The organism is Shinella pollutisoli, assembly GCF_024609765.1.
GTDB lineage: Bacteria > Pseudomonadota > Alphaproteobacteria > Rhizobiales > Rhizobiaceae > Shinella > Shinella pollutisoli.
This window is the reverse complement of record NZ_JANFDG010000001.1, coordinates 253,874-271,266: the sequence shown is the minus strand read 5'-3', so window position 1 is coordinate 271,266 and position 17,393 is coordinate 253,874. Positions and strand designations below refer to the sequence as shown.

The following is a 17,393-nucleotide window of genomic DNA, read 5'->3' as shown; positions in this document are numbered from 1 at the left end:
GGGGCCGCGGCGTCCGGGAGGAGATCGTCCGCGGCCCGTGGCCGCACGGGCCACAAGGGGAAGGGAGCCGTTCAGCTCTTCTTGACGCGCTTCCTCTGGCGGTAGACGTCGGCGACGACGGCGGCGACGATGATCGCGCCCTTCAGCATCTCCTGGTAGTAGGCGTCGAGGCGCAGGAAGGTGAAGCCGGAGATAATGACGCCGAAGATCACCATGCCGATCATCGTGCCGATGACCGAGCCGCGGCCGCCGGAGAGCGACACGCCGCCGATGACGGCCATGGCGATGGCGTCGAGCTCGTACATCGTGCCCATGCCGGCCTGCGCGGTGAGGCCTCGCGCGGCGACGACGATGCCGGCGAGCCCCGAGAGCACGCCCGCGACCGCATAGATCTTGACGGTATGGCGCTCGACATTGATGCCGGACACGCGCGCGGCCTGCGGGTTGGCGCCGATAGCATAGGTGAACTTGCCGTAGCGGGTGTAGCGCAGCACGACGTGCAGGATCGCCGCGACGACGAGGAAGATGAACACCGGCGCCAGCCCCTTGCCGAGGGCCGCGAAGCTGTCGGTCGGGAAGCTGATCGGCTGGCCCTTCGTGTACCACTTGGCGAAGCCGCGCGCGGCGACCATCATGCCGAGCGTGGCGATGAAGGGCGGAATCCTCGTATAGGCGATGAACAGGCCGTTGATGGCGCCGCAGACGAGCCCCACGAGGAGGCCGACGGCGACCGGCACGACGACCGGCAGGTCGGTCAGGCCGGGATAGACGGCGCGATCGAACGTGCCGACCTGGGCGAGGCTCATCGCGATCATCGCCGTCGCGCCGACGATCGAGCCGGAGGAGAGGTCGATGCCGCCGGAGATGATCACCTGGGTGACGCCGATGGCGATGATGCCGATCACCGACACCTGCAGGATCATGATCGAGAGGCGCTGCGGATTGGCGAGGAAGCTCTGCCCCTGCAGGATCCAGCCGAGGATCTCGAAGGTCAGCGAGATGCCGACGAGGACGAGCAGGATGTTCAGCTCTGCCGGCAGGCGCCGCCGGGCGCGGCTGACGGCGATTGCGGGCTGTGTGGTCGCATTCATGACGTTTCTCTCCTCCCGTGGCGCGTCAGCGCGCAGCAAGGTCCATGATTCTCACCTGGCTGGCCTCGGACCGGTCGAGGAAGCCCGACACGTGGCCCTCGTGCATGACCATGATCCGGTCGCTCATGCCGAGGACCTCCGGCAGTTCCGAGGAGATCATCAGGACCGCGACGCCCTCGGCCGCAAGCCCGGTGATCAGCCGGTGGATTTCCGCCTTCGCGCCGACGTCGATGCCGCGCGTCGGCTCGTCGAGGATCAGGATGCGCGGCCGGGTCAGGAGCCAGCGCGCGATCAGCAGCTTCTGCTGGTTGCCGCCCGACAGGTTCTCGACGATCTCGTGCAGGTTCGGCGTCTTGATGCGCAGCTTCGCCGCCATGTCCTCCGCGAGCTTCGTCACGGTCGCCTGGTCGATGAAGCCCGCCTTGACGTGCGAGCGGGTGATCAGCGCCGACTGGATGTTCTCCAGGCAGTCGAGCGCGAGGAAACAGCCGGTCTCCTTTCGGTCCTCGGTGAGGAAGGCGAGCCCGTGGGCCATCGCCGCGCCCGGGCTGTCGATCGTCACGGGCCGGCCGTCGATCAGGATCTCGCCGGAGGCGGCCGGCCGCACGCCGAACAGCGCCTCGGCGACGTTCGAGCGCTTGGAGCCGACGAGGCCGGCAAGGCCGAGGATCTCGCCGCGGCGGATGGAAAACGAGATGTCGTGGAAGACGCCGGGCAGCGTGAGGTTCTTCACCTCGAGGATCACGTCGCCGATCGGGCAGTCGATCTTCGGGAACATGTCGGTGATCTCGCGCCCGACCATCATTCGAATGATGTCGTCGCGGGTGACGTCCTTCGAGGCGTGCGTGCCGACATATTTGCCGTCGCGGAAGACGGTGAACTCGTCGGCGATCTCGAACAGCTCGTTCATCTTGTGGGTGATGTAGACGATGCCGATCCCGCGCGCCCGGAGGTCGCGGATGATGGCGAAGAGATGCTCCACCTCGCGGTCGGTCAGCGCGGACGTCGGCTCGTCCATGATCAGGATGTTGGATTCGTAGCTGACGGCGCGGGCGATCTCGACCATCTGCTTCTGGGCGACCGTGAGGTCGGAGACCTGGGCGCGGGGATCGAGCACGATGTTGAGGCGGGAGAACAGGCTCTCCGTCATCTCGACCATCTTCGCATGGTCGATGAGGCCGAGCCGGTTCCTTGGCTCGCGGCGGATCCAGATGTTCTCGGCGACCGTCATCCAGTTCATCAGCGCAAGCTCCTGGTGGATCATGGCGATCCCCTGCTCCAGGGCGTCGAGCGGCGACTTGAGCGTAACGGGCACGCCGCGCAGCCGGATCTCGCCGGCGTCCGGCTGGTAGATGCCGGCGATGATCTTCATCAGCGTCGACTTGCCGGCGCCGTTCTCGCCCATCAGGGCGTGCACCGTGCCGGGCCGCACACGCAGCCTGACGTCGTCGAGGGCGACGACGCCCGGGAACTCCTTGCGGATGCCCTCGATCGCGAGCAGGCCGTCGGTCTCGGTGGCCTCGAGCACGCGCTTGATCGCCGCCGCGGTGGTTGGACTTACCATGGGGAATCCTCCGTGCGCTCCGGGAACCGGCAGGCGCGGCCGCGCCGCCCCTGCCGGAGGATACGCGCTTTCTTAGTTCTTGGCCTGATAGTCCTTGAGGTTCGCGGGCGTGACGAGCTCGAAGGGCACGTAGACCTTCTTCTCGACCTCCTCGCCGCGCGCGAGCTTGAGCGCGGCGTCCACGGCGCCCTGGCCCTGGCCGGCGGCGTTCTGGAACACGGTCACGTCGAGGTCGCCGGCCGCCATGGCGGCGAGCGCGTCCTGGGTCGCGTCGATGCCGGCGACGATGACGTCGTCCATCGCGCGGCCGGCGGACTTCAGCGACTGGATCGCGCCGATCGCCATCTCGTCGTTGTTGGAGATCACCGCGTCGAACTGGACGCCGGCCGAAAGCCAGTTGGTCATGAGGTCGGCGCCCTGCGTGCGCGACCAGTTGGCGGTCTGCTCCTCGACGAGCTTGATGAAGCTGCAGTCCGCGGTGGCGACGACGTCCTTGATGTCCTGCGTGCGCATGCGCGCGGCCTGGTTGGACAGCTCGCCCATCATGACCACCGCGCTGGCCTCCGTCTTGCCGGCCTCCTTGAGCAGGCGGCAGACCTCCTGGGTTTGCAGCGTGCCGGACTCCTTCTCGTCGGAGGCGACGAAGGCCTGCTTGTCGGGGAGCGTGTCGACGTTCACCGGCTGGCGGTTGACGTAGACGAGGGCGACGCCCGCATCGGCGGCGGCCTGCGACAGCGCCACCGTCGCATCGGTGTCGACGGGGTTGACGATGATCGCGTCGACGCCGGCGGCGATGAAGTTCTGGACCTGGCTCAGCTGCTTGCCGACGTCGTTCTGGGCATCTTCGATCTGCAGCGTGACGCCGTCGAGGCCTTTCGAATAGTCGATCATGCCGTTGCGCAGGACCGTGAGGAAGTTGTCGTCGAACAGCGCCATCGAGACGCCGATCGTCTCGGCCGACGCCGACGTCGCCAGCATGCTCGCAAACGCTGCAATGATCAGATGCTTCTTCATTTCAGTCTCCTCCATTGGTTATGACAAAGCCGCCCGCCGATCCCGCCCCTCCGGGAAAGCGGCCCGGGCCTGTCGACAGGCAACACGGGCTCGGCGCCGGAGACGGAAATCTTCGGCTAGGGCAACGCTCGGGATCTTGAGTATCCGGTGCGGCGGTCTCCTATCTCCACCGCCGCGGCGAGAGAATTTCCCAGCGGAGGCCCGCCGTCAATAAGGAGAAGCGCCTGCTTGCCATCAGCGCTGATAGAAACAAATCAGCGAAGCATGATGGATTGCATCAAACCATCATAGGCTTTCAGGAACCCACAGCCGGGCCGGCAGGAAACGCTGTCCGGGGCTCTCCGCCATGCCCTGCTCGATCGTGTGGATCATCGTCGTGACGAGGTCGATGCAGAGTTCCTTGAGGGGAGTCTGGAGGACGCCGGAGATGCGCCGCTCCAGGAGCGCCTGCCTGGATTCGGGCGTCAGCTCGTTGACGATGCAGACGATCCTCTCGCCCCGGTTTTCCTTCTGCAGCGCCTCGATCACGCCTTCCATGCCGCCGCCGGCGCAATAGATGCCGGCGAGGTCGGGATGCCGCGAAAGGGTGTCCAGCAGCAGCTCGTAGGTCAGGTGCCGCGTCTCGAGGTTGGTCAGCGCGTCCAGCACCTCGAAGTCCGGCGCGTATTCCCGCATGTAGGCACGAAAGCCGGTCTCGCGTAGCGAGTGGCCGTGGAAGCGATGCCCCGCGAGAAGCAGGAGCACCTTTCCGGGCCTGTGCGACAGTTTCGAGACCAGCCAGGCCGCGGTGCGGCCCACCTTCATGTTGTTCGTCCCGAGATAGGTCTCCCGGACCCCCTGCGCGAAGTCCGAAAGCAGCGAGAAGGTCGGGATGCCCTTGGCGCGGAGCGCCATGACCGCCGAGGTCACGTCGTGGTGGTCGGGCCCGGTCGCGCCGACCGCCTGGACCTTGCCCGACATGCCGAGGATGAGGTCGGCGAGTTCTCCCGGCTCACCGGACCTGGCGTATTGGATCTGCAGGTGCAGGCGCCGGTCCGTGATCGCGCGGGCGGCCGCCTCCAGCTCCGCCGCGAAGTCCTGGTAGAAGGCGTGCCGTTCCTTGCGCAGGATGATGCCGAGATTGTAGGAGGGCATGTCGGCCAGCATGCGCTGGCGGATGATGTTCGCGCCGTGGAAGCCGATCCTCTCGGCGGCGGCGAACACCTTGTTCGACGTTTCCGCACGGACCGGCAGGCGCCCGTTCAGGACGCGGTCGACCGTCGCGGTGCTGACGCCGGCCGCCTGGGCGACGTCGGCGATCGTCGGGCGCTTCATCGGCGTCACCTCGAAAGCGGATGGATTTCCTTCAACCTGCGGCATCATACTGTCACGATGGCTGATGGAAACTCAATCGCTTCCGGGGAGAAAATCGCCTGCGGCGAGGGGAACCGGATTTTTCGCGGCGTGCCTACTCCATAGGTCGCGGCAGGGCGAGGGCGTATCGCTGCGCGGCGGCGGTGAGGTTCTCCACGATGCCGGCGTCGAGCGCCACGCCGTCGCGCATCATCGACGTTCTGCTGGCGACGGCACGCTCGCCCGGAATCCGTACCGGCCGGTCGGCCCGGCGCGGCCGCGACGCCCGGCAGGCCTCGGCGAGATGGTCCATCTGCCGCTCGAATGGCCCGCGCCCGGCGAAGCTCCCGGTCGCGATGACCTGCAGGAAGAGACTGGCGCCGAAGCGGTTCGGCCCGTCCGCCCGGCCGTGGCCGGAAAGGCCCTGCGTCAGCGCCTCGATGAGGAGGCCGAGCCCGAAGCCCTTGTGGCCGTATTCCAGCCCGCCGACCGGCAGGATGGAGCCGCCGTCCGCGAGCGCGGTGGGATCGTCCGTCGCTTCCCCGCCTGCCGTCAGGAACCATTGGCCCGGCAGCCGTTCGCCGCCCCGCGTGGCGCGGGCGGCGCGGTTGTTGGTGGTGATCGACGCGCTGGTGTCGATCAGCATCGGCGCGCCGGAGGTCGGTATGCCGATGGCGAGCGGGTTGGGCGAATAGACGGGCTCGACGCCGCCGAACGGCGCCACGGTCGCGACCGAGGGGTCGGAGCTGGCGATGATCGCCATGGAGCCCCGTTCCGTCGCCCGCGTCAGGTAGGCCGAAAGGCAGCCGATATGGTGGCTCTCGGCGATGGACGCCGTCGCGACGCCGTGCGTCTCGGCCCTGTCGAGCAGGATGTCCAGCGTGCGCAGCATCACGAACGGCCCGGGGAGGCGCCGTCCGTTGAGGACAAGGACCGCGCCCCGGTCGGCCACGAACTCGACGTCGCCTTCGACCGTCATCGCGCCGCTCTCGATCTCGCGGAGATAGAAGGGCACGAGGTTGAGGCCGTGCGTCACGTGCCCGAGCAGGTCGCCTTCGACGAGGATGGCGGCGATGGCGGCGGCCTTCTCCTCCGGCGCACCGGCGGCGGCAAAAAGCCTCGTCGCGAAATCGAGCAGCGGGCCGTGGGGATAGCGGGTGGTCATATGGCGGCTCCGGTTCCAGTCGTTCTAGCGCGTCAGGAACTGCCGGAAGCGCTCGGAGCGGCTCGCCCCGAACACCGTCTCCGGCGTCCCTTCCTCTTCGATAACCCCTTTGTGCAGGAAGATCACCTTGTTCGAGACGTCGCGGGCGAAATCCATCTCGTGGGTCACGACGAGCATCGTACGCCCTTCGGCCGCGAGTGTCCGCATCACCTTCAGCACTTCGCCCACCAGCTCCGGGTCGAGCGCGGAGGTGGGCTCGTCGAACAGCATGACGCGCGGACGCTGCGCCAGCGCGCGGGCGATGGCGGCGCGCTGCTGCTGGCCGCCGGAAAGATGGGCGGGATAGTGATGCAGCTTGTCGGCGATGCCGACCTTGGCGAGCAGTTCCGTCGCCTCCTCGACGCACTCGACCTTCGGCCGCTTCTGCACGTGGACGGGCGCCTCGATGACGTTTTCGAGGATCGTCTTGTGGGTCCAGAGATTGAAGCTCTGGAAGACCATGCCGATGTTCGACCGCAGGCGGTCGATCTGCGCGCGGTCGGCCGGCTTCTGGCCGCCGGCGGCCGTGCGCTTCATGCGGATCGCCTCGCCGCCGATCGCCACTTCTCCGGCGGTCGGCACCTCCAGCATGTTGACGCAGCGCAGCATGGTCGACTTGCCGGAGCCGGACGAGCCGAGGATCGACACGACCTCGCCGTCCATGGCCGTCAGCGAGACGCCCTTGAGCACCTCGTAGGTGCCGTAGCTCTTGTGGAGGTCGCTGATGCGCACGGCGGGCGCGGCGGTTGGCGTGTTCATGCCGGTTCTCCCCTGCTGGATGCCGCCGGGACGGGCGCCGGCCTCAGATATGGCGTGAGCCAGTGTTCGAGCACGTGGACGATCCGCGTGATGACGTAGTTGATGGCAAGGTAGATCGCGCCGGCGACGATGAACACCTCGATGGCGCGGTAGGTCTCGGAGATCAGCTTGGCGGCGAGCCCGGTGATCTCCATCAGCGTGATCACCGAGGCGAGCGCGGTCGCCTTCACCATCAGGATGATCTCGTTGCCGTAGGCCGGCAGCGCCTGGCGAACGGCGAGCGGCAGCACGATGCGGCGGAAGAGCAGCGGGCCGCCCATGCCGCAGGCGCGCGCCGCCTCGATCTGGCCGTGCGGCACGGATTGCACGCCGCCGCGGACGATCTCGCTGCCATAGGCGGCGGTGTTGAGCGTCAGCGCGATGATCGCGCACCAGTAGGGCTCGCGCAGGATCGGCCAGAGGGCGCTGTAGCGCAGCTCGGGAAACTGGCCGAGGCCGTAGTAGATCAGGAAGATCTGCACGAGCAGCGGCGTCGAGCGGAAGACGAAGACATAGGCGCGGGCGGTCCAGACGAGCGGCCAGATGCGCGAGAGGCGCATGAGGGCGACCGGCAGCGCGAGGGCGATGCCGAACGCCACGGAGAGGAAGGCGAGCTGCAGGGTGAGCGGCACGCCCGGCAGGAGCCGCAGGAACGTTTCGAGAAGGAAGGCGAAATCCATCACTCTCTCCTGAGGCCGCGGGTGAAATGGCTCTCCGCCCGCTGCGTGGCCCAGCCGGTGACGGAGGAAATGACGAGATAGAGGATCGCCGCGGCGAGGAAGAAGGTGAAGGGCTGGCGCGTCGATCCGGCCCCGACCTGCGCCTGCCGCAGGATCTCGACGAGGCCCGTCACGGAGATCAGCGAGGATTCCTTGAGCACGAGCTGCCAGATGTTGCCCAGCCCCGGCAGCGCGTAGCGCAGCGTCAGCGGCACGATGATGCGGCGGAAGGCGAGCGAGCGAGACATGCCGACGGCGATCGCCGCCTCGAGCTCGCCGCGTGCCACCGACCAGTAGGCGCCGCGCAGCACCTCGGTGTGGTAGGCGCCCGAGACGATGCCGATAGCGAGCGCCCCGGCGAGGAAGGCCGGCAGGCTGAAGAAGCCGCTCGCGCCGAAGAAGCGGGCGAGCGGCGTCAGCACCGCGCTGGAACCGAAGTAGAAGAGGTAGATGACAAGCAGGTCGGGAATGCCGCGCAGCACCGTCGTGTAGCCGTCGGCGGCGGCGCGCACGGCCCGGCTGCCGGAGATCTTGGCCCAGGCGCCGAGGGCGCCGATGACCGCGCCGACGAAGAAGCCGGTGATCGCGACGGCGAGCGTCATCAGCGTCGCCTTGGCCATGGCCGGCCCCCATCCGCCGGGGCCGAAGCTGAACACGTTCCAAAGTCCGAAGTCGTTCATCACCCTGTTCCCGCGGCTTCGTTCGAGGAGGCGGTCCCTTCCGCCCGGCCGGTCGCCGGCCCGTTCATCGCGGCGTCCCCGTGTTGCCGAGGCAGTCGCCGGATGCGACGCGCAGCAGCGAGCGCTGGCTGATGACGATCCCCGGCGCGCGCGCCTCGACCCGGTGCGGCGGCCCGTCGAACCCGCCGAAGGGATGAATCACCGCGACCAGGTCGCCCGTCTCCACCCTTTGCCCCATCCGCACCCGATGTTCCAGCAGGCCCGGCACGTCGGCCTCGAACATGTTCTCCGGCCGCACGTCGAGATGCCGCGAAACCGTCCCGCCGGCCGGCGGATCGCCGGCGAGGACGCCGAAATGGACGAGCCCCCTCAGCAGGGCGTCGGCGAAGACGTCGACGTTCCCCTCCTCGATCAGCGTCGTGCCGGCGCCTTCCAGCTCGATCGCCGCCGTCCCCGCCGCGGCGGCCGCGCCGACGAAGGTGCTGGCGATGCCGTCCTGCCAGGTGATGTAGGGAAGGCTAAAGGCCTCCATCATGCGCACGACCTCCGCCTCCGGCACCCTGCAGGCCGGGCCGTGGAAGGCGAAGGCGATCGCCTCGCCCTTGTAGCCCGGGCCGCCCGAATGGACGTCGATCAGGAGGTCGGCCTCGGGCAGGACGTCGTGGAACAGGAAGGCCGCCAGCCGCTCGGTCGGCGTCCCGGCCCGGTCGCCGGGGAAGGTGCGGTTCATGTTGGCGCCGTCGGAGGGCGCGCAGCGCGTGCCGTTGGCGGAGGCGGGGAAATTCGCCTCGGGAACGACGATCAGCCGGCCGCGCACGCTGTCCGCGTCGAGCCGGGCGACCAGCCGGTGGAGGGCGAGCTGCGCCTCGTACTCGTCGCCGTGGATGCCGGCGACGACCAGCACGCGCGACCCCGGCCCGTTGTTGACGACGCACAGGCGCCCCGCGAAGAGCGGCCCGGCATCCGTGTCGATGACGATATCCTGGATGGACTTTCCGGCTTTCTCGAAGTCTATGGCCATGGTTCGGTGATCCTTCCGGGTTTCGCCTGCGCTCACTGTGCCGGCGGTCTGAGCTTTCCTTCCGCGGTGAAGCGCGTCGGGCTGAAGGCGGCGATGGGGAGGGGGCTTACCCCGTCGACGATGAGGTCGGCGATGACGGAGCCGACGATCGGGCCGAGCTGGAAACCGTGGCCGGAGAAGCCGAAGGCGTGCCACAGGCCGCTCGCGACGCGGCTCGGGCCGATCACCGGGATGACGTCCGGCATCAGCGCTTCGAGGCCGGCCCAGGTTCTGACGATGGTCGCCTGCCGCAGGATGGGGAAGAATTCGTAGACCGTCGCCGCACTCTCCATCATGCGGTCGGAGACGGTCTCCGCGGTCTCCGCGTCGAGGTCCGGGTCGCCGAGGATACCGCCGCCGATGACGACGGTGCCGGCCTCGGTCTGCTTGAAGGACAGCACGCGGTCGATGCCGATGACGACGGGGTCGATGAAATGCGGCATCCGGGAGGTGACCATCAGCGTCGAGGCGAAGTGACTCTTCGGGAAGTGCTCGCCCACCATGGCGCCGGCCTGCCAGGCCCAGGCGCCGCCGCAGTTGACGACGATGTCGGCGCCGAAGGTGCCCCTGTCCGTCGTCACCGTCCAGCCGCCGTCGCCCTGTTCGAGCCCGGTGACGCGGGTGCGCTCGAGGATGCGGGCGCCGAGCTGTTCGGCGCGCAGCCGGAAGGACTGCGTCGTGCGGAAGGGATTGGCGTGCCCGTCGCGGCGCGAGACGATGCCGCCGCGGCAGATGTCGGCGACGGAGGGGACGAGACGCTTCAGCTCGTCGGCGTCGATCAGTTCCTCGAAATCGTAGCCGAGCGCGCGCATCTCCGCGACGCGCTCCCGGCACCAGGCGAGTTCCTGCGCGCTCTCGGCGATGCCGATCTGGCCGACGCCGCCGACGAAGTTGCAGTTGGCGGCGAGCTCCGGCCCGAGCAGCGCGTCGAGCCGCTCCCAGGCGTCCATCGCGGCCATCGACAGCGGGATTTCCGCGGTGTGCCGCATCAGCTGCCGGACCCCGCCGGCGTTGACGCCGGAGGCATGGCGGCCGACGGTGTTCTTCTCCAGCACGATCGGCTTGAGGCCGCGGCGCGCGAGATGCAGGGCCGTGCAGCAGCCGTGGATGCCGCCTCCGATCACGATGACGTCCGTCCTGGTCATGGCCTCTCCCCGGTCAGATGCGCTGGCTGGGGTCGCCGTCGGCGACCTCCAGGACCGGCTTGTCGTTGCGGTCGGCATGGCCGAGCTCGGCGAGCTCGGCGAGCGGCAGCGGCTTGACCGGGATGCGCAGCCGGTAGTGGCCGACGGCGGCCATGTCGGTCGCGAGCCCTTCGGCGAGGATGCGGCCGACCGTCCCCGCGCACATGCGGCCCTGGCACTGTCCCATGCCGCAGCGGCTGAACGACTTCAGCTGGTTGAGGTCGGTGAAGCCTTCGGCGATCAGCCCGCGCAGCTCGCCCGCGCTCACCTCCTCGCAGCGGCAGGCGAGCGTGTCGTCGTCGAGCGGGCGGACCGCCTCCGCCGGCCGGTAGACGCGGTCGAGGAAGGCGCGCAGCCGCGCCTCCCGCGCAAGCGCGGTCCGCTCCGGGCGGGCGCGGGCGTCGCGCTCGTCGCGCCCGATCCTGCCGAGACGGAAGGCCGCGTCGAGCGCCGCAAGGCGCCCGCGATGGACCGCGGCCCGGGCGCCGCCGATGCCCGCGCCGTCGCCGGCGACGGCCACGCGCGCCGAGCTGGTCGCGCCGAAGGGATCGGTCTCCGGCCGCCACGCCGCCTGGGCCACGTTCCAGACGTGCTTGCAGCGCAGGCTCGTCGTGACCTGGTTGTTGGGGATGACGCCCTCGTGCAGCAGGAGCAGCGACGTGGCGATCCGCACCCGCCGTCCGCCGCTGTCGAAAGTGACGGCCTCCACGCGCCCGGTACCCTCGACGACGAGCCGGCTGCCCTTGTGGATCGGGATGCGCCGGGCCTTCAGCGTCGCTATCCAGGAGAGCCCCTTGGCGAGATCGCCGGCGAAGGCGGGCAGGAGCGGCAGCGCCGCGCGGACGGTTCCGGCAAGCGTTGCGGCAGAGGTGTCGACCACCGCGACGAGGGGGGCGTTCGCCCTGACGAGCTGGACGGCGACGAGATAGAGGAGCGGGCCGCACCCGGCCAGCACGACCGGCCGGTCCGGCACGATGCCGGAGGCCTTCATCAGCGTCTGCACGGCGCCGGCGCCCATGACGCCCGGCAGCGTCCAGCCGGGCACAGGCACGGGCCGTTCCATCGCCCCCGTCGCCAGGACGACGCGCTGTGCCCGCGTCAGGTAGGCGCGCCCGCCGCGGGAGACGCCGACCTTGCCGCTGGCCGCCACCTGCCAGACGGCGCTCTCCGGCTCGTAGGCCGCGCCGCTTGCGCGGAAGGCCCGCACCAGGGCGAGGCCTCCGGCGTAGTCGCCGCCGAGGATGGCGGCAAGGGCGTCGTGGCGCGGGGCGTTGGCCTCGACGTTGCGGTAGACCTGTCCGCCGGGCGCGGACTGCTCGTCGAAGAGGACCGTCTCCACGCCGAGTTCGGCGGCGAGCGTGGCGGCGGCGAGGCCGGCCGGGCCGCCGCCGACGATCGCGAGTTCGCAGCTTTCCCGTTGCAGGTGCGTCATTGGATGCCGAACCTTCCCGTGCCGTCCTGCGAGCGCACCGTCATGCCGTCGGCGACGGGCACGAGGCAGGCCTGGCGGTCGGCCTGGCCGTCGATTTCGACCAGACAGTCGAAGCAGACGCCGATCATGCAATAGGGCATGCGGCCGGCACCGCCGACCGGCGTGGTGCGGAAGCGATCGACGCCGGCCGCGAGGAGGGCGGCGGCGACGCTCTCGCCGGGCCGGCAGCGGATCGCCCGGCCGTCGAAATAGATCGTTGCGGACGAATCGTCCGGCTGGAGCCTGCGGAACATGTCTGTCTCTCGAAATCGTGGGGCGGACGGTTCAGAAGAACCGGGCCGGCCGGAAGTCCTCGAGCGCCGTTTCCGGCGCGCCGCCGCCGAGCTCGGCGGCCACCACCTGCCCGAGCCAGGGCGCGAGCGTCACGCCGCTATGCGTCACCGCCGCATAGTAGCCGTCGATCCCCGGCAGGGGCCCGACCGCGGAGACCCCGTCGCCGGGTATGGCACGCAGCGACAGGCGCATCGCCTCCGCCGCGGTGCCCGCGAGGTCGGGATAGAGACGCGCCGCGCGCGCGATCATCGCCTCGGCTGCCGGCCGGATCTCCTCCGGACGGCTCTCCAGCGTGAACTTCGACTCGTCGTGCTCGCTCTGCAGCATGACGCGCCCGGCGCCGTCCGGCCGGAAATTGACGCCCGTGGTGCGGATGACCCGGCGGACTCCGGAGGCCGCGGGCACCGTCACGACGAGCAGGCCGAGCGTCGGGGCGAGCGGGAACGACAGGCGCGCCTCCTGGCCGAGGTCGTTCGCCCAGCGGCCGGTGCAGTTCACCACGACGTCGGCCTCGATCGTTTTGCCCGATGCCGTGCGGATGCCGGTGACGGAGGTGCCGCGCAGGACGAGGCCGGTGACGGTCTCGCGCCGCAGCACCGCGCCGAGCGCCCGGGCCTTCTGCAGGAAGAACTCGACGTAGACCGTCGGGTCGACCCAGCCCTCGTCGGGGAAATAGGCGATGGGGGCATCGCCCGACGCTCCGGCGGCGAGCGCCGGCTCCAGCGTGCGCAGGTCGCGCGGGTCGATCCATTCCGCCGGGTAGTTCCAGCCCTTGAGCCGCTCGACGCGCTCGGCGAGTTCCGCCGCCTCCGCCGGATTGGTCTTCCATTCCACCGCGCCGCCGCCGTGATACCAGGGCCGGGCGCCGAATTCGTTCTCCAGCGCGCGGTGGGCGCGCATGCCGAGGACGTTTATGAGATGGTAGCCGTAGGGCGTCTTTTCGTTCGAGTTGGTCCAGGCGAAGCTCGCGCCGCTCGTGCCGGCGCCGGGATGGTGGCGCTCGACGATGGTCACGGCATGGCCGGCCTCGGCCAGGCGATAGGCGATCGACGTGCCGATGATGCCGGCACCCACGACGATGAATTGGGTCATGCTATCAACTTTTCCGATGAGGTTGCGGGGCGGCGGCGTCCGGCGCCGCCGCCCGCTCCGGCGCTCAGTCCTTGGGAGTGATGTCGACGCCGAACCACTTTTCCATGAGCTGGCGGTTGAAGCCGTCGGCGTTGACCGACTGGATGGCCTTGTCGAAGCGCGCCTTGAGCGCGACGTCGTCCTTGCGCATGGCGACGTTGGCCGTGCCGCTGCCCAGCACGCCTTCCACGAAGGTCGGCCCGGCGAGCGTGGCGCCTGCAAGTTCCGGCTGTTCCATCGAGGCGCGCAGCATGGTGATGTTGCCGATCACGAGGTCGACGCGGCCGGAGACGAGGTCGAGGTTGTGCTGGTCCGTCGTCTTGTACTCGCGGATCTCGACGATGTCCTTGAGCATGGCATTGGCGAAGGTCGCCGCCGTCGACGAGCCCTGCACGCCGAGCACCTTGCCCTTGAGCACGGGCGCCATCGCCTCGATCGCCTTGCCGGCGCCGTCGGGATCCTTGCGCAGGTTGTAGTCGACGCGCTCGCCGAGCTCCTTGGCGAGCGGGCTGTCCTTCAAGGTCATGAAGGTGTTCGGCGCCTTGGCATAGGGCTCGGAGAAGGACGCCACCTTCTCGCGCTCGGCGGTGACGCCCATCGAGGCGATGATCGCGTCGAACTTGCCGGCGTTGAGCGCCGGCAGCATGCCGTCCCAGTCCTGCGCGACGATCTCGCATTCGGATTCCATCCGGCGACACAGTTCCTGCGCCAGGTCGAGCTCGTAGCCCACCAGCTGGCCGTCGGCGGAGGTGAAATTCCAGGGCGCGTAGGCACCCTCGGTGGCGATGCGGATCTTCGACCATTGCGCCGGGTCGTCCGCCTGGGCGGAGCCGGTGAAGAGCATCAAGATACTGGCCGCGAGGCCTGTCCAACGTGCGATATTCATTGACGTACCCTCTGGTTTTGTTTTTTTGAACAGCCCGCAGGAGCGGCCGAGGCCTCCCAAGCCTTCGTCCGACGATATCGAAGCGGTCGTCGTGGAACCTGCGCCCGCGTGCGGGCTGCGTTTTTTCGGCGGTGCGGTGGCCATCCGCGGTGCCGGATTCGGGGGAATTCCTGCCCGGCCCGGGGATAGAAGCGGATTTCCGCCGCGTTGACAAATACGAAAAAATTCGTAGCTGATAGCTTTTCTCTATACTCTTTGCGAGCGGCGGAGGCGGGCGTGAACTACAGGCAGCTGCAGGCGTTTCGCGCCGTGATGGATGCGGGCACCGTCGTGGGGGCGGCCAACCTGCTCAACATTTCCCAGCCCTCCGTCAGCGCCCATATCGCCAACCTCGAGCATGCGCTGAAGATCCAGCTCTTCATCCGGCAGGGCGGGCGGATCGTGCCGACGGCGGAGGCGCATCTCCTGCACGAGGAGGCCGGGCACGTCGTCAAGGGCATGGCGCGGCTGCGGCGGCTCGCCGCCGACATCCAGCAGCTCGAGGCGGGACGCCTCGTCATCGGCGCCTATCCGGCGCTGTCGAGCATCGTGCTGCCCCGCTTCATCGGCGATTTCGCCCGCCGGCATCCGAAGCTGCGCCTCACCTTCCTGCCGGAGGCCTCGCTGCGCATCGCCGAACTGGTGGCCAGCCGGCAGCTCGACATCGGGCTGATGACCATGCCGGCGATCGACCCGGCGACGACCTGCGACCTGATCTTCGAGACGGCGTCGGTCTGCGTCCTGCCGCTCGACCATCCGCTCGCCGCCAGGGAGGTCATCAACGCGTCGGACATCGGCGAGGAGACGTTCATCGCGCTCGGCCGGGAGGACGGATCGCGACAGGCGGTCGAGCGCAGCTTCGACGATGCCGGCGTGCGCATCGAGCCGCGCTTCGAGACCCATTTCGGCGATACCGCCTGCGCCCTCGTCGCCGAAGGCCTCGGCATATCCGTGGTCGACCCCTTCGCCTCGGAGCGCTGGGAGGGCCGGATCGCGGTGCGGCCCTTCAAGCCCTACGTTCCCTGTCACGTCTACCTGACGCGCAGCCGCAACCACATCCCGTCGCTGCTGCAGGAGCGCTTCGAGCGGGAACTGCGCGAATATCTCGAACAGGCCTTTCCGAACTGAGACCGGCGCCGCCGCGGCTCACCGCTGGAAGACGTAGGTGCCCGGCGCGTCCGCAAGCGGCTCGTAGCCCCGGTCGCGGGCGCCCATGGCGGGCGGATCGACCGGCTCCGGCGCCGAGTGCGCCGCAAGCCATCCGGTCCAGGCGTCCCACCAGGAGCCCGTCCGCTGATCGGCCGTCTCGGTCCATTCGTCCGCGCCCAGGCAGAGCCCGCCGGCCTTCCGGACGGCGATGCGGTAGTGGCGGCGCGGATGGCCGGGCTCGCTGACGATGCCGGCATTGTGGCCGCCGCTGGTGAGCACGAAGGTGAGGTCCGCGCCGCTGAGGGAATGGATCTTGTAGACCGACCGCCACGGCGCGACGTGATCGCGCTCGGTGCCGACCGCAAACAGCGGCACGCGGATGTTCTGGATCGCCGCCGGGCGTCCCTCGACCATCAGGCGGCCCGCGGCCAGCTCGTTGTCGAGATAGAGCCGCTCCAGGTACTCGGCATGCATGCGGTAGGGCATGCGCGTCGAATCGGCGTTCCAGGCCATCAGGTCGGTCATCGGCCTGCGCTCGCCCATCATGTGGTCGTGCACGATGCGCGACCAGACGAGGTCGTTGGACCGCAGGAGCTGGAAGGCGCCCGCCATCTGGTCGGCCGAAAGATAGCCGCGGTTCCACATCATGCTCTCGAGGAGATGCACCTGGCTGTGGTCGATGAAGAGGGCGAGCTCGCCGGGCTCGGTGAAGTCCGTCTGCGCCGCGAGCAGCGTCACGGTCGCGAGCCGGTCGTCGTCGCGATGCGCCATGGCGGCGGCAGCGATCGCAAGCAGCGTGCCGCCCAGGCAGTAGCCCGCGGCGTGGACCTTGCGGCCGGGCACGACGGCGTTGACCGCGTCCAGCGCCGCCATCACCCCGAGCCTGCGGTAGTCGTCCAGCGTCAGGTCGCGGTCGGCGGCCGTCGGGTTGCGCCAGGAGATGCAGAACACCGTATGGCCCTTCTCGACCAGGTGGCGCACCAGCGAATTGTGCGGCGAGAGGTCGAGGATATAGTATTTCATGATCCAGGCCGGCACGATCAGCACCGGCTCGGCCGCCACCGTCTCCGTCGCCGGCGCATACTGGATGAGCTCGATCAGGTGGTTGCGGTAGACCACCTTGCCCGGCGTGACGGCGACGTCGCGGCCGACGACGAAGTCTTCCGCGCCGACCGGCGGCTGCCCGGTCGCCGTGCGGCTCATGTCCTCCAGCCAGTTGCGCAGCCCGTCGAGGAAGTTCATCCCGCCGGTCCGGAGCGTCCGGTCCATCACCTCCGGATTGGCGAAGGGCATGTTCGAGGGCGAGAAGACGTCGAGCACCTGGCGCGCGGCGAAGGACACGACGTTCTCGTGGTGCGGCATGACGCCCGGCACCTCGTTGGTGACGTTGTGCCACCATTGCTGCTGGAGCAGGAAGGCCTGTGCCCAGAGGCTGAACGGCGGCTTGCGCCAGCGCTCGTCGGCGAAGCGGCCGTCGGCGGGCAGGGGCTCGATGCAGGGCGGCGCCTCCGGGTCGCGCAGCGCGGCCGCGAAATGGCAGAAGAGGCGGGCCGCCTTGCGGTTCGCCTTGTCGAGAAGCTCCATCTGCTTGCCGGGGGCGGAGGCGAGGTGGATCGACCAGTCGAACAGGGCGAGCGCGAAGGCCGCGGGCGACAGGCCGGCGCTGAACTGGCCGGCGATCGCCTCGCGCATGCGGTCGATCGACTGGAAGGCCTCGCTTCCCAGCCCCTCGATGCGGGGCACGGGCGGCAGTTCCGCCATCGGCCGCAAGGGCTCG

At 69.2% G+C, this 17,393-nt stretch carries 16 protein-coding genes; 1 reads left to right on the top strand and 15 read right to left on the bottom strand.

The window, feature by feature from the left end; genetic code table 11:
• Nucleotides 1-71: 71 nt before the first annotated feature.
• From NNZ72_RS01340 to NNZ72_RS01275, 14 genes are all read right to left on the bottom strand, one after another.
• The gene (locus NNZ72_RS01340) at nucleotides 72-1,091 is read right to left on the bottom strand and encodes an ABC transporter permease (RefSeq protein ID WP_257311513.1); all 1,020 of its coding nucleotides are present in this window, start codon (nucleotides 1,089-1,091) and stop codon (nucleotides 72-74) included.
• Between the two features lie 25 nt (nucleotides 1,092-1,116).
• Complete coding sequence (locus NNZ72_RS01335; protein ID WP_257311510.1) at nucleotides 1,117-2,655, bottom strand: sugar ABC transporter ATP-binding protein; 1,539 nt, start codon at nucleotides 2,653-2,655, stop codon at nucleotides 1,117-1,119.
• Nucleotides 2,656-2,727: 72 nt separating this feature from the next.
• A complete protein-coding gene (locus tag NNZ72_RS01330) occupies nucleotides 2,728-3,669 on the bottom strand; it encodes a sugar ABC transporter substrate-binding protein (protein WP_257311507.1) in 942 nt (313 codons plus the stop codon).
• A gap of 285 nt (nucleotides 3,670-3,954) precedes the next feature.
• Entirely contained in the window at nucleotides 3,955-4,983 is a 1,029-nt protein-coding gene (locus NNZ72_RS01325; protein WP_257311504.1) for a LacI family DNA-binding transcriptional regulator, read from the bottom strand.
• A 133-nt stretch (nucleotides 4,984-5,116) separates the two neighbouring features.
• Nucleotides 5,117-6,166, bottom strand: coding sequence for an Ldh family oxidoreductase (locus NNZ72_RS01320; protein WP_257311502.1), 1,050 nt, complete (start codon nucleotides 6,164-6,166; stop codon nucleotides 5,117-5,119).
• Between the two features lie 24 nt (nucleotides 6,167-6,190).
• The gene (locus tag NNZ72_RS01315) at nucleotides 6,191-6,964 is read right to left on the bottom strand and encodes an ABC transporter ATP-binding protein (protein ID WP_257311500.1); all 774 of its coding nucleotides are present in this window, start codon (nucleotides 6,962-6,964) and stop codon (nucleotides 6,191-6,193) included.
• Nucleotides 6,961-7,683 carry an ABC transporter permease gene (locus NNZ72_RS01310; RefSeq protein WP_257311498.1) on the bottom strand — a complete coding sequence of 241 codons (723 nt, stop codon included), beginning with the start codon at nucleotides 7,681-7,683 and terminating at the stop codon, nucleotides 6,961-6,963. Before NNZ72_RS01310 ends, NNZ72_RS01315 begins: the two co-directional genes overlap by 4 nt.
• The gene (locus NNZ72_RS01305) at nucleotides 7,683-8,402 is read right to left on the bottom strand and encodes an ABC transporter permease (RefSeq protein ID WP_257311496.1); all 720 of its coding nucleotides are present in this window, start codon (nucleotides 8,400-8,402) and stop codon (nucleotides 7,683-7,685) included. Before NNZ72_RS01305 ends, NNZ72_RS01310 begins: the two co-directional genes overlap by 1 nt.
• A 64-nt stretch (nucleotides 8,403-8,466) precedes the next feature.
• Nucleotides 8,467-9,423, bottom strand: a complete 957-nt coding sequence (locus NNZ72_RS01300) for a succinylglutamate desuccinylase/aspartoacylase family protein (RefSeq protein ID WP_257311493.1) — start codon at nucleotides 9,421-9,423, stop codon at nucleotides 8,467-8,469.
• Between the two features lie 32 nt (nucleotides 9,424-9,455).
• Complete coding sequence (locus tag NNZ72_RS01295) at nucleotides 9,456-10,607, bottom strand: NAD(P)/FAD-dependent oxidoreductase (protein ID WP_257311490.1); 1,152 nt, start codon at nucleotides 10,605-10,607, stop codon at nucleotides 9,456-9,458.
• Between the two features lie 13 nt (nucleotides 10,608-10,620).
• On the bottom strand, nucleotides 10,621-12,078 hold the full coding sequence (locus NNZ72_RS01290; RefSeq protein ID WP_257311487.1) for an FAD/NAD(P)-dependent oxidoreductase: 1,458 nt from the start codon (nucleotides 12,076-12,078) through the stop codon (nucleotides 10,621-10,623).
• Nucleotides 12,075-12,371, bottom strand: a complete 297-nt coding sequence (locus tag NNZ72_RS01285) for a (2Fe-2S)-binding protein (protein ID WP_257311484.1) — start codon at nucleotides 12,369-12,371, stop codon at nucleotides 12,075-12,077. The genes NNZ72_RS01290 and NNZ72_RS01285 overlap by 4 nt, the downstream gene beginning before the upstream one ends.
• Before the next feature lie 31 nt (nucleotides 12,372-12,402).
• Nucleotides 12,403-13,503, bottom strand: coding sequence for an NAD(P)/FAD-dependent oxidoreductase (locus NNZ72_RS01280; RefSeq protein ID WP_257311482.1), 1,101 nt, complete (start codon nucleotides 13,501-13,503; stop codon nucleotides 12,403-12,405).
• Between the two features lie 64 nt (nucleotides 13,504-13,567).
• Nucleotides 13,568-14,386 carry a transporter substrate-binding domain-containing protein gene (locus NNZ72_RS01275; RefSeq protein WP_257311648.1) on the bottom strand — a complete coding sequence of 273 codons (819 nt, stop codon included), beginning with the start codon at nucleotides 14,384-14,386 and terminating at the stop codon, nucleotides 13,568-13,570.
• 318 nt (nucleotides 14,387-14,704) lie between these two features.
• On the opposite strand from NNZ72_RS01275, the gene NNZ72_RS01270 reads away from it, so the two are divergent.
• Entirely contained in the window at nucleotides 14,705-15,595 is an 891-nt protein-coding gene (locus NNZ72_RS01270) for a LysR substrate-binding domain-containing protein (protein ID WP_257311480.1), read from the top strand.
• A gap of 18 nt (nucleotides 15,596-15,613) precedes the next feature.
• Here the strand turns inward: NNZ72_RS01270 and NNZ72_RS01265 are convergent, their stop codons facing one another.
• On the bottom strand, nucleotides 15,614-17,377 hold the full coding sequence (locus NNZ72_RS01265) for a PHA/PHB synthase family protein (RefSeq protein ID WP_257311645.1): 1,764 nt from the start codon (nucleotides 17,375-17,377) through the stop codon (nucleotides 15,614-15,616).
• Between the last annotated feature and the right edge of the window lie 16 nt (nucleotides 17,378-17,393).

Excerpts from the sequence above, each read along its gene's own strand:
- NNZ72_RS01340 (WP_257311513.1), bottom strand. The coding sequence starts at position 1,091 with ATGAATGCGACCACACAGCCCGCAATCGCCGTCAGCCGCGCCCGGCGG.
- NNZ72_RS01335 (WP_257311510.1), bottom strand. The coding sequence starts at position 2,655 with ATGGTAAGTCCAACCACCGCGGCGGCGATCAAGCGCGTGCTCGAGGCC.
- NNZ72_RS01330 (WP_257311507.1), bottom strand. The coding sequence starts at position 3,669 with ATGAAGAAGCATCTGATCATTGCAGCGTTTGCGAGCATGCTGGCGACG.
- NNZ72_RS01325 (WP_257311504.1), bottom strand. The coding sequence starts at position 4,983 with ATGAAGCGCCCGACGATCGCCGACGTCGCCCAGGCGGCCGGCGTCAGC.
- NNZ72_RS01320 (WP_257311502.1), bottom strand. The coding sequence starts at position 6,166 with ATGACCACCCGCTATCCCCACGGCCCGCTGCTCGATTTCGCGACGAGG.
- NNZ72_RS01315 (WP_257311500.1), bottom strand. The coding sequence starts at position 6,964 with ATGAACACGCCAACCGCCGCGCCCGCCGTGCGCATCAGCGACCTCCAC.
- NNZ72_RS01310 (WP_257311498.1), bottom strand. The coding sequence starts at position 7,683 with ATGGATTTCGCCTTCCTTCTCGAAACGTTCCTGCGGCTCCTGCCGGGC.
- NNZ72_RS01305 (WP_257311496.1), bottom strand. The coding sequence starts at position 8,402 with ATGAACGACTTCGGACTTTGGAACGTGTTCAGCTTCGGCCCCGGCGGA.
- NNZ72_RS01300 (WP_257311493.1), bottom strand. The coding sequence starts at position 9,423 with ATGGCCATAGACTTCGAGAAAGCCGGAAAGTCCATCCAGGATATCGTC.
- NNZ72_RS01295 (WP_257311490.1), bottom strand. The coding sequence starts at position 10,607 with ATGACCAGGACGGACGTCATCGTGATCGGAGGCGGCATCCACGGCTGC.
- NNZ72_RS01290 (WP_257311487.1), bottom strand. The coding sequence starts at position 12,078 with ATGACGCACCTGCAACGGGAAAGCTGCGAACTCGCGATCGTCGGCGGC.
- NNZ72_RS01285 (WP_257311484.1), bottom strand. The coding sequence starts at position 12,371 with ATGTTCCGCAGGCTCCAGCCGGACGATTCGTCCGCAACGATCTATTTC.
- NNZ72_RS01280 (WP_257311482.1), bottom strand. The coding sequence starts at position 13,503 with ATGACCCAATTCATCGTCGTGGGTGCCGGCATCATCGGCACGTCGATC.
- NNZ72_RS01275 (WP_257311648.1), bottom strand. The coding sequence starts at position 14,386 with ATGCTCTTCACCGGCTCCGCCCAGGCGGACGACCCGGCGCAATGGTCG.
- NNZ72_RS01265 (WP_257311645.1), bottom strand. The coding sequence starts at position 17,377 with ATGGCGGAACTGCCGCCCGTGCCCCGCATCGAGGGGCTGGGAAGCGAG.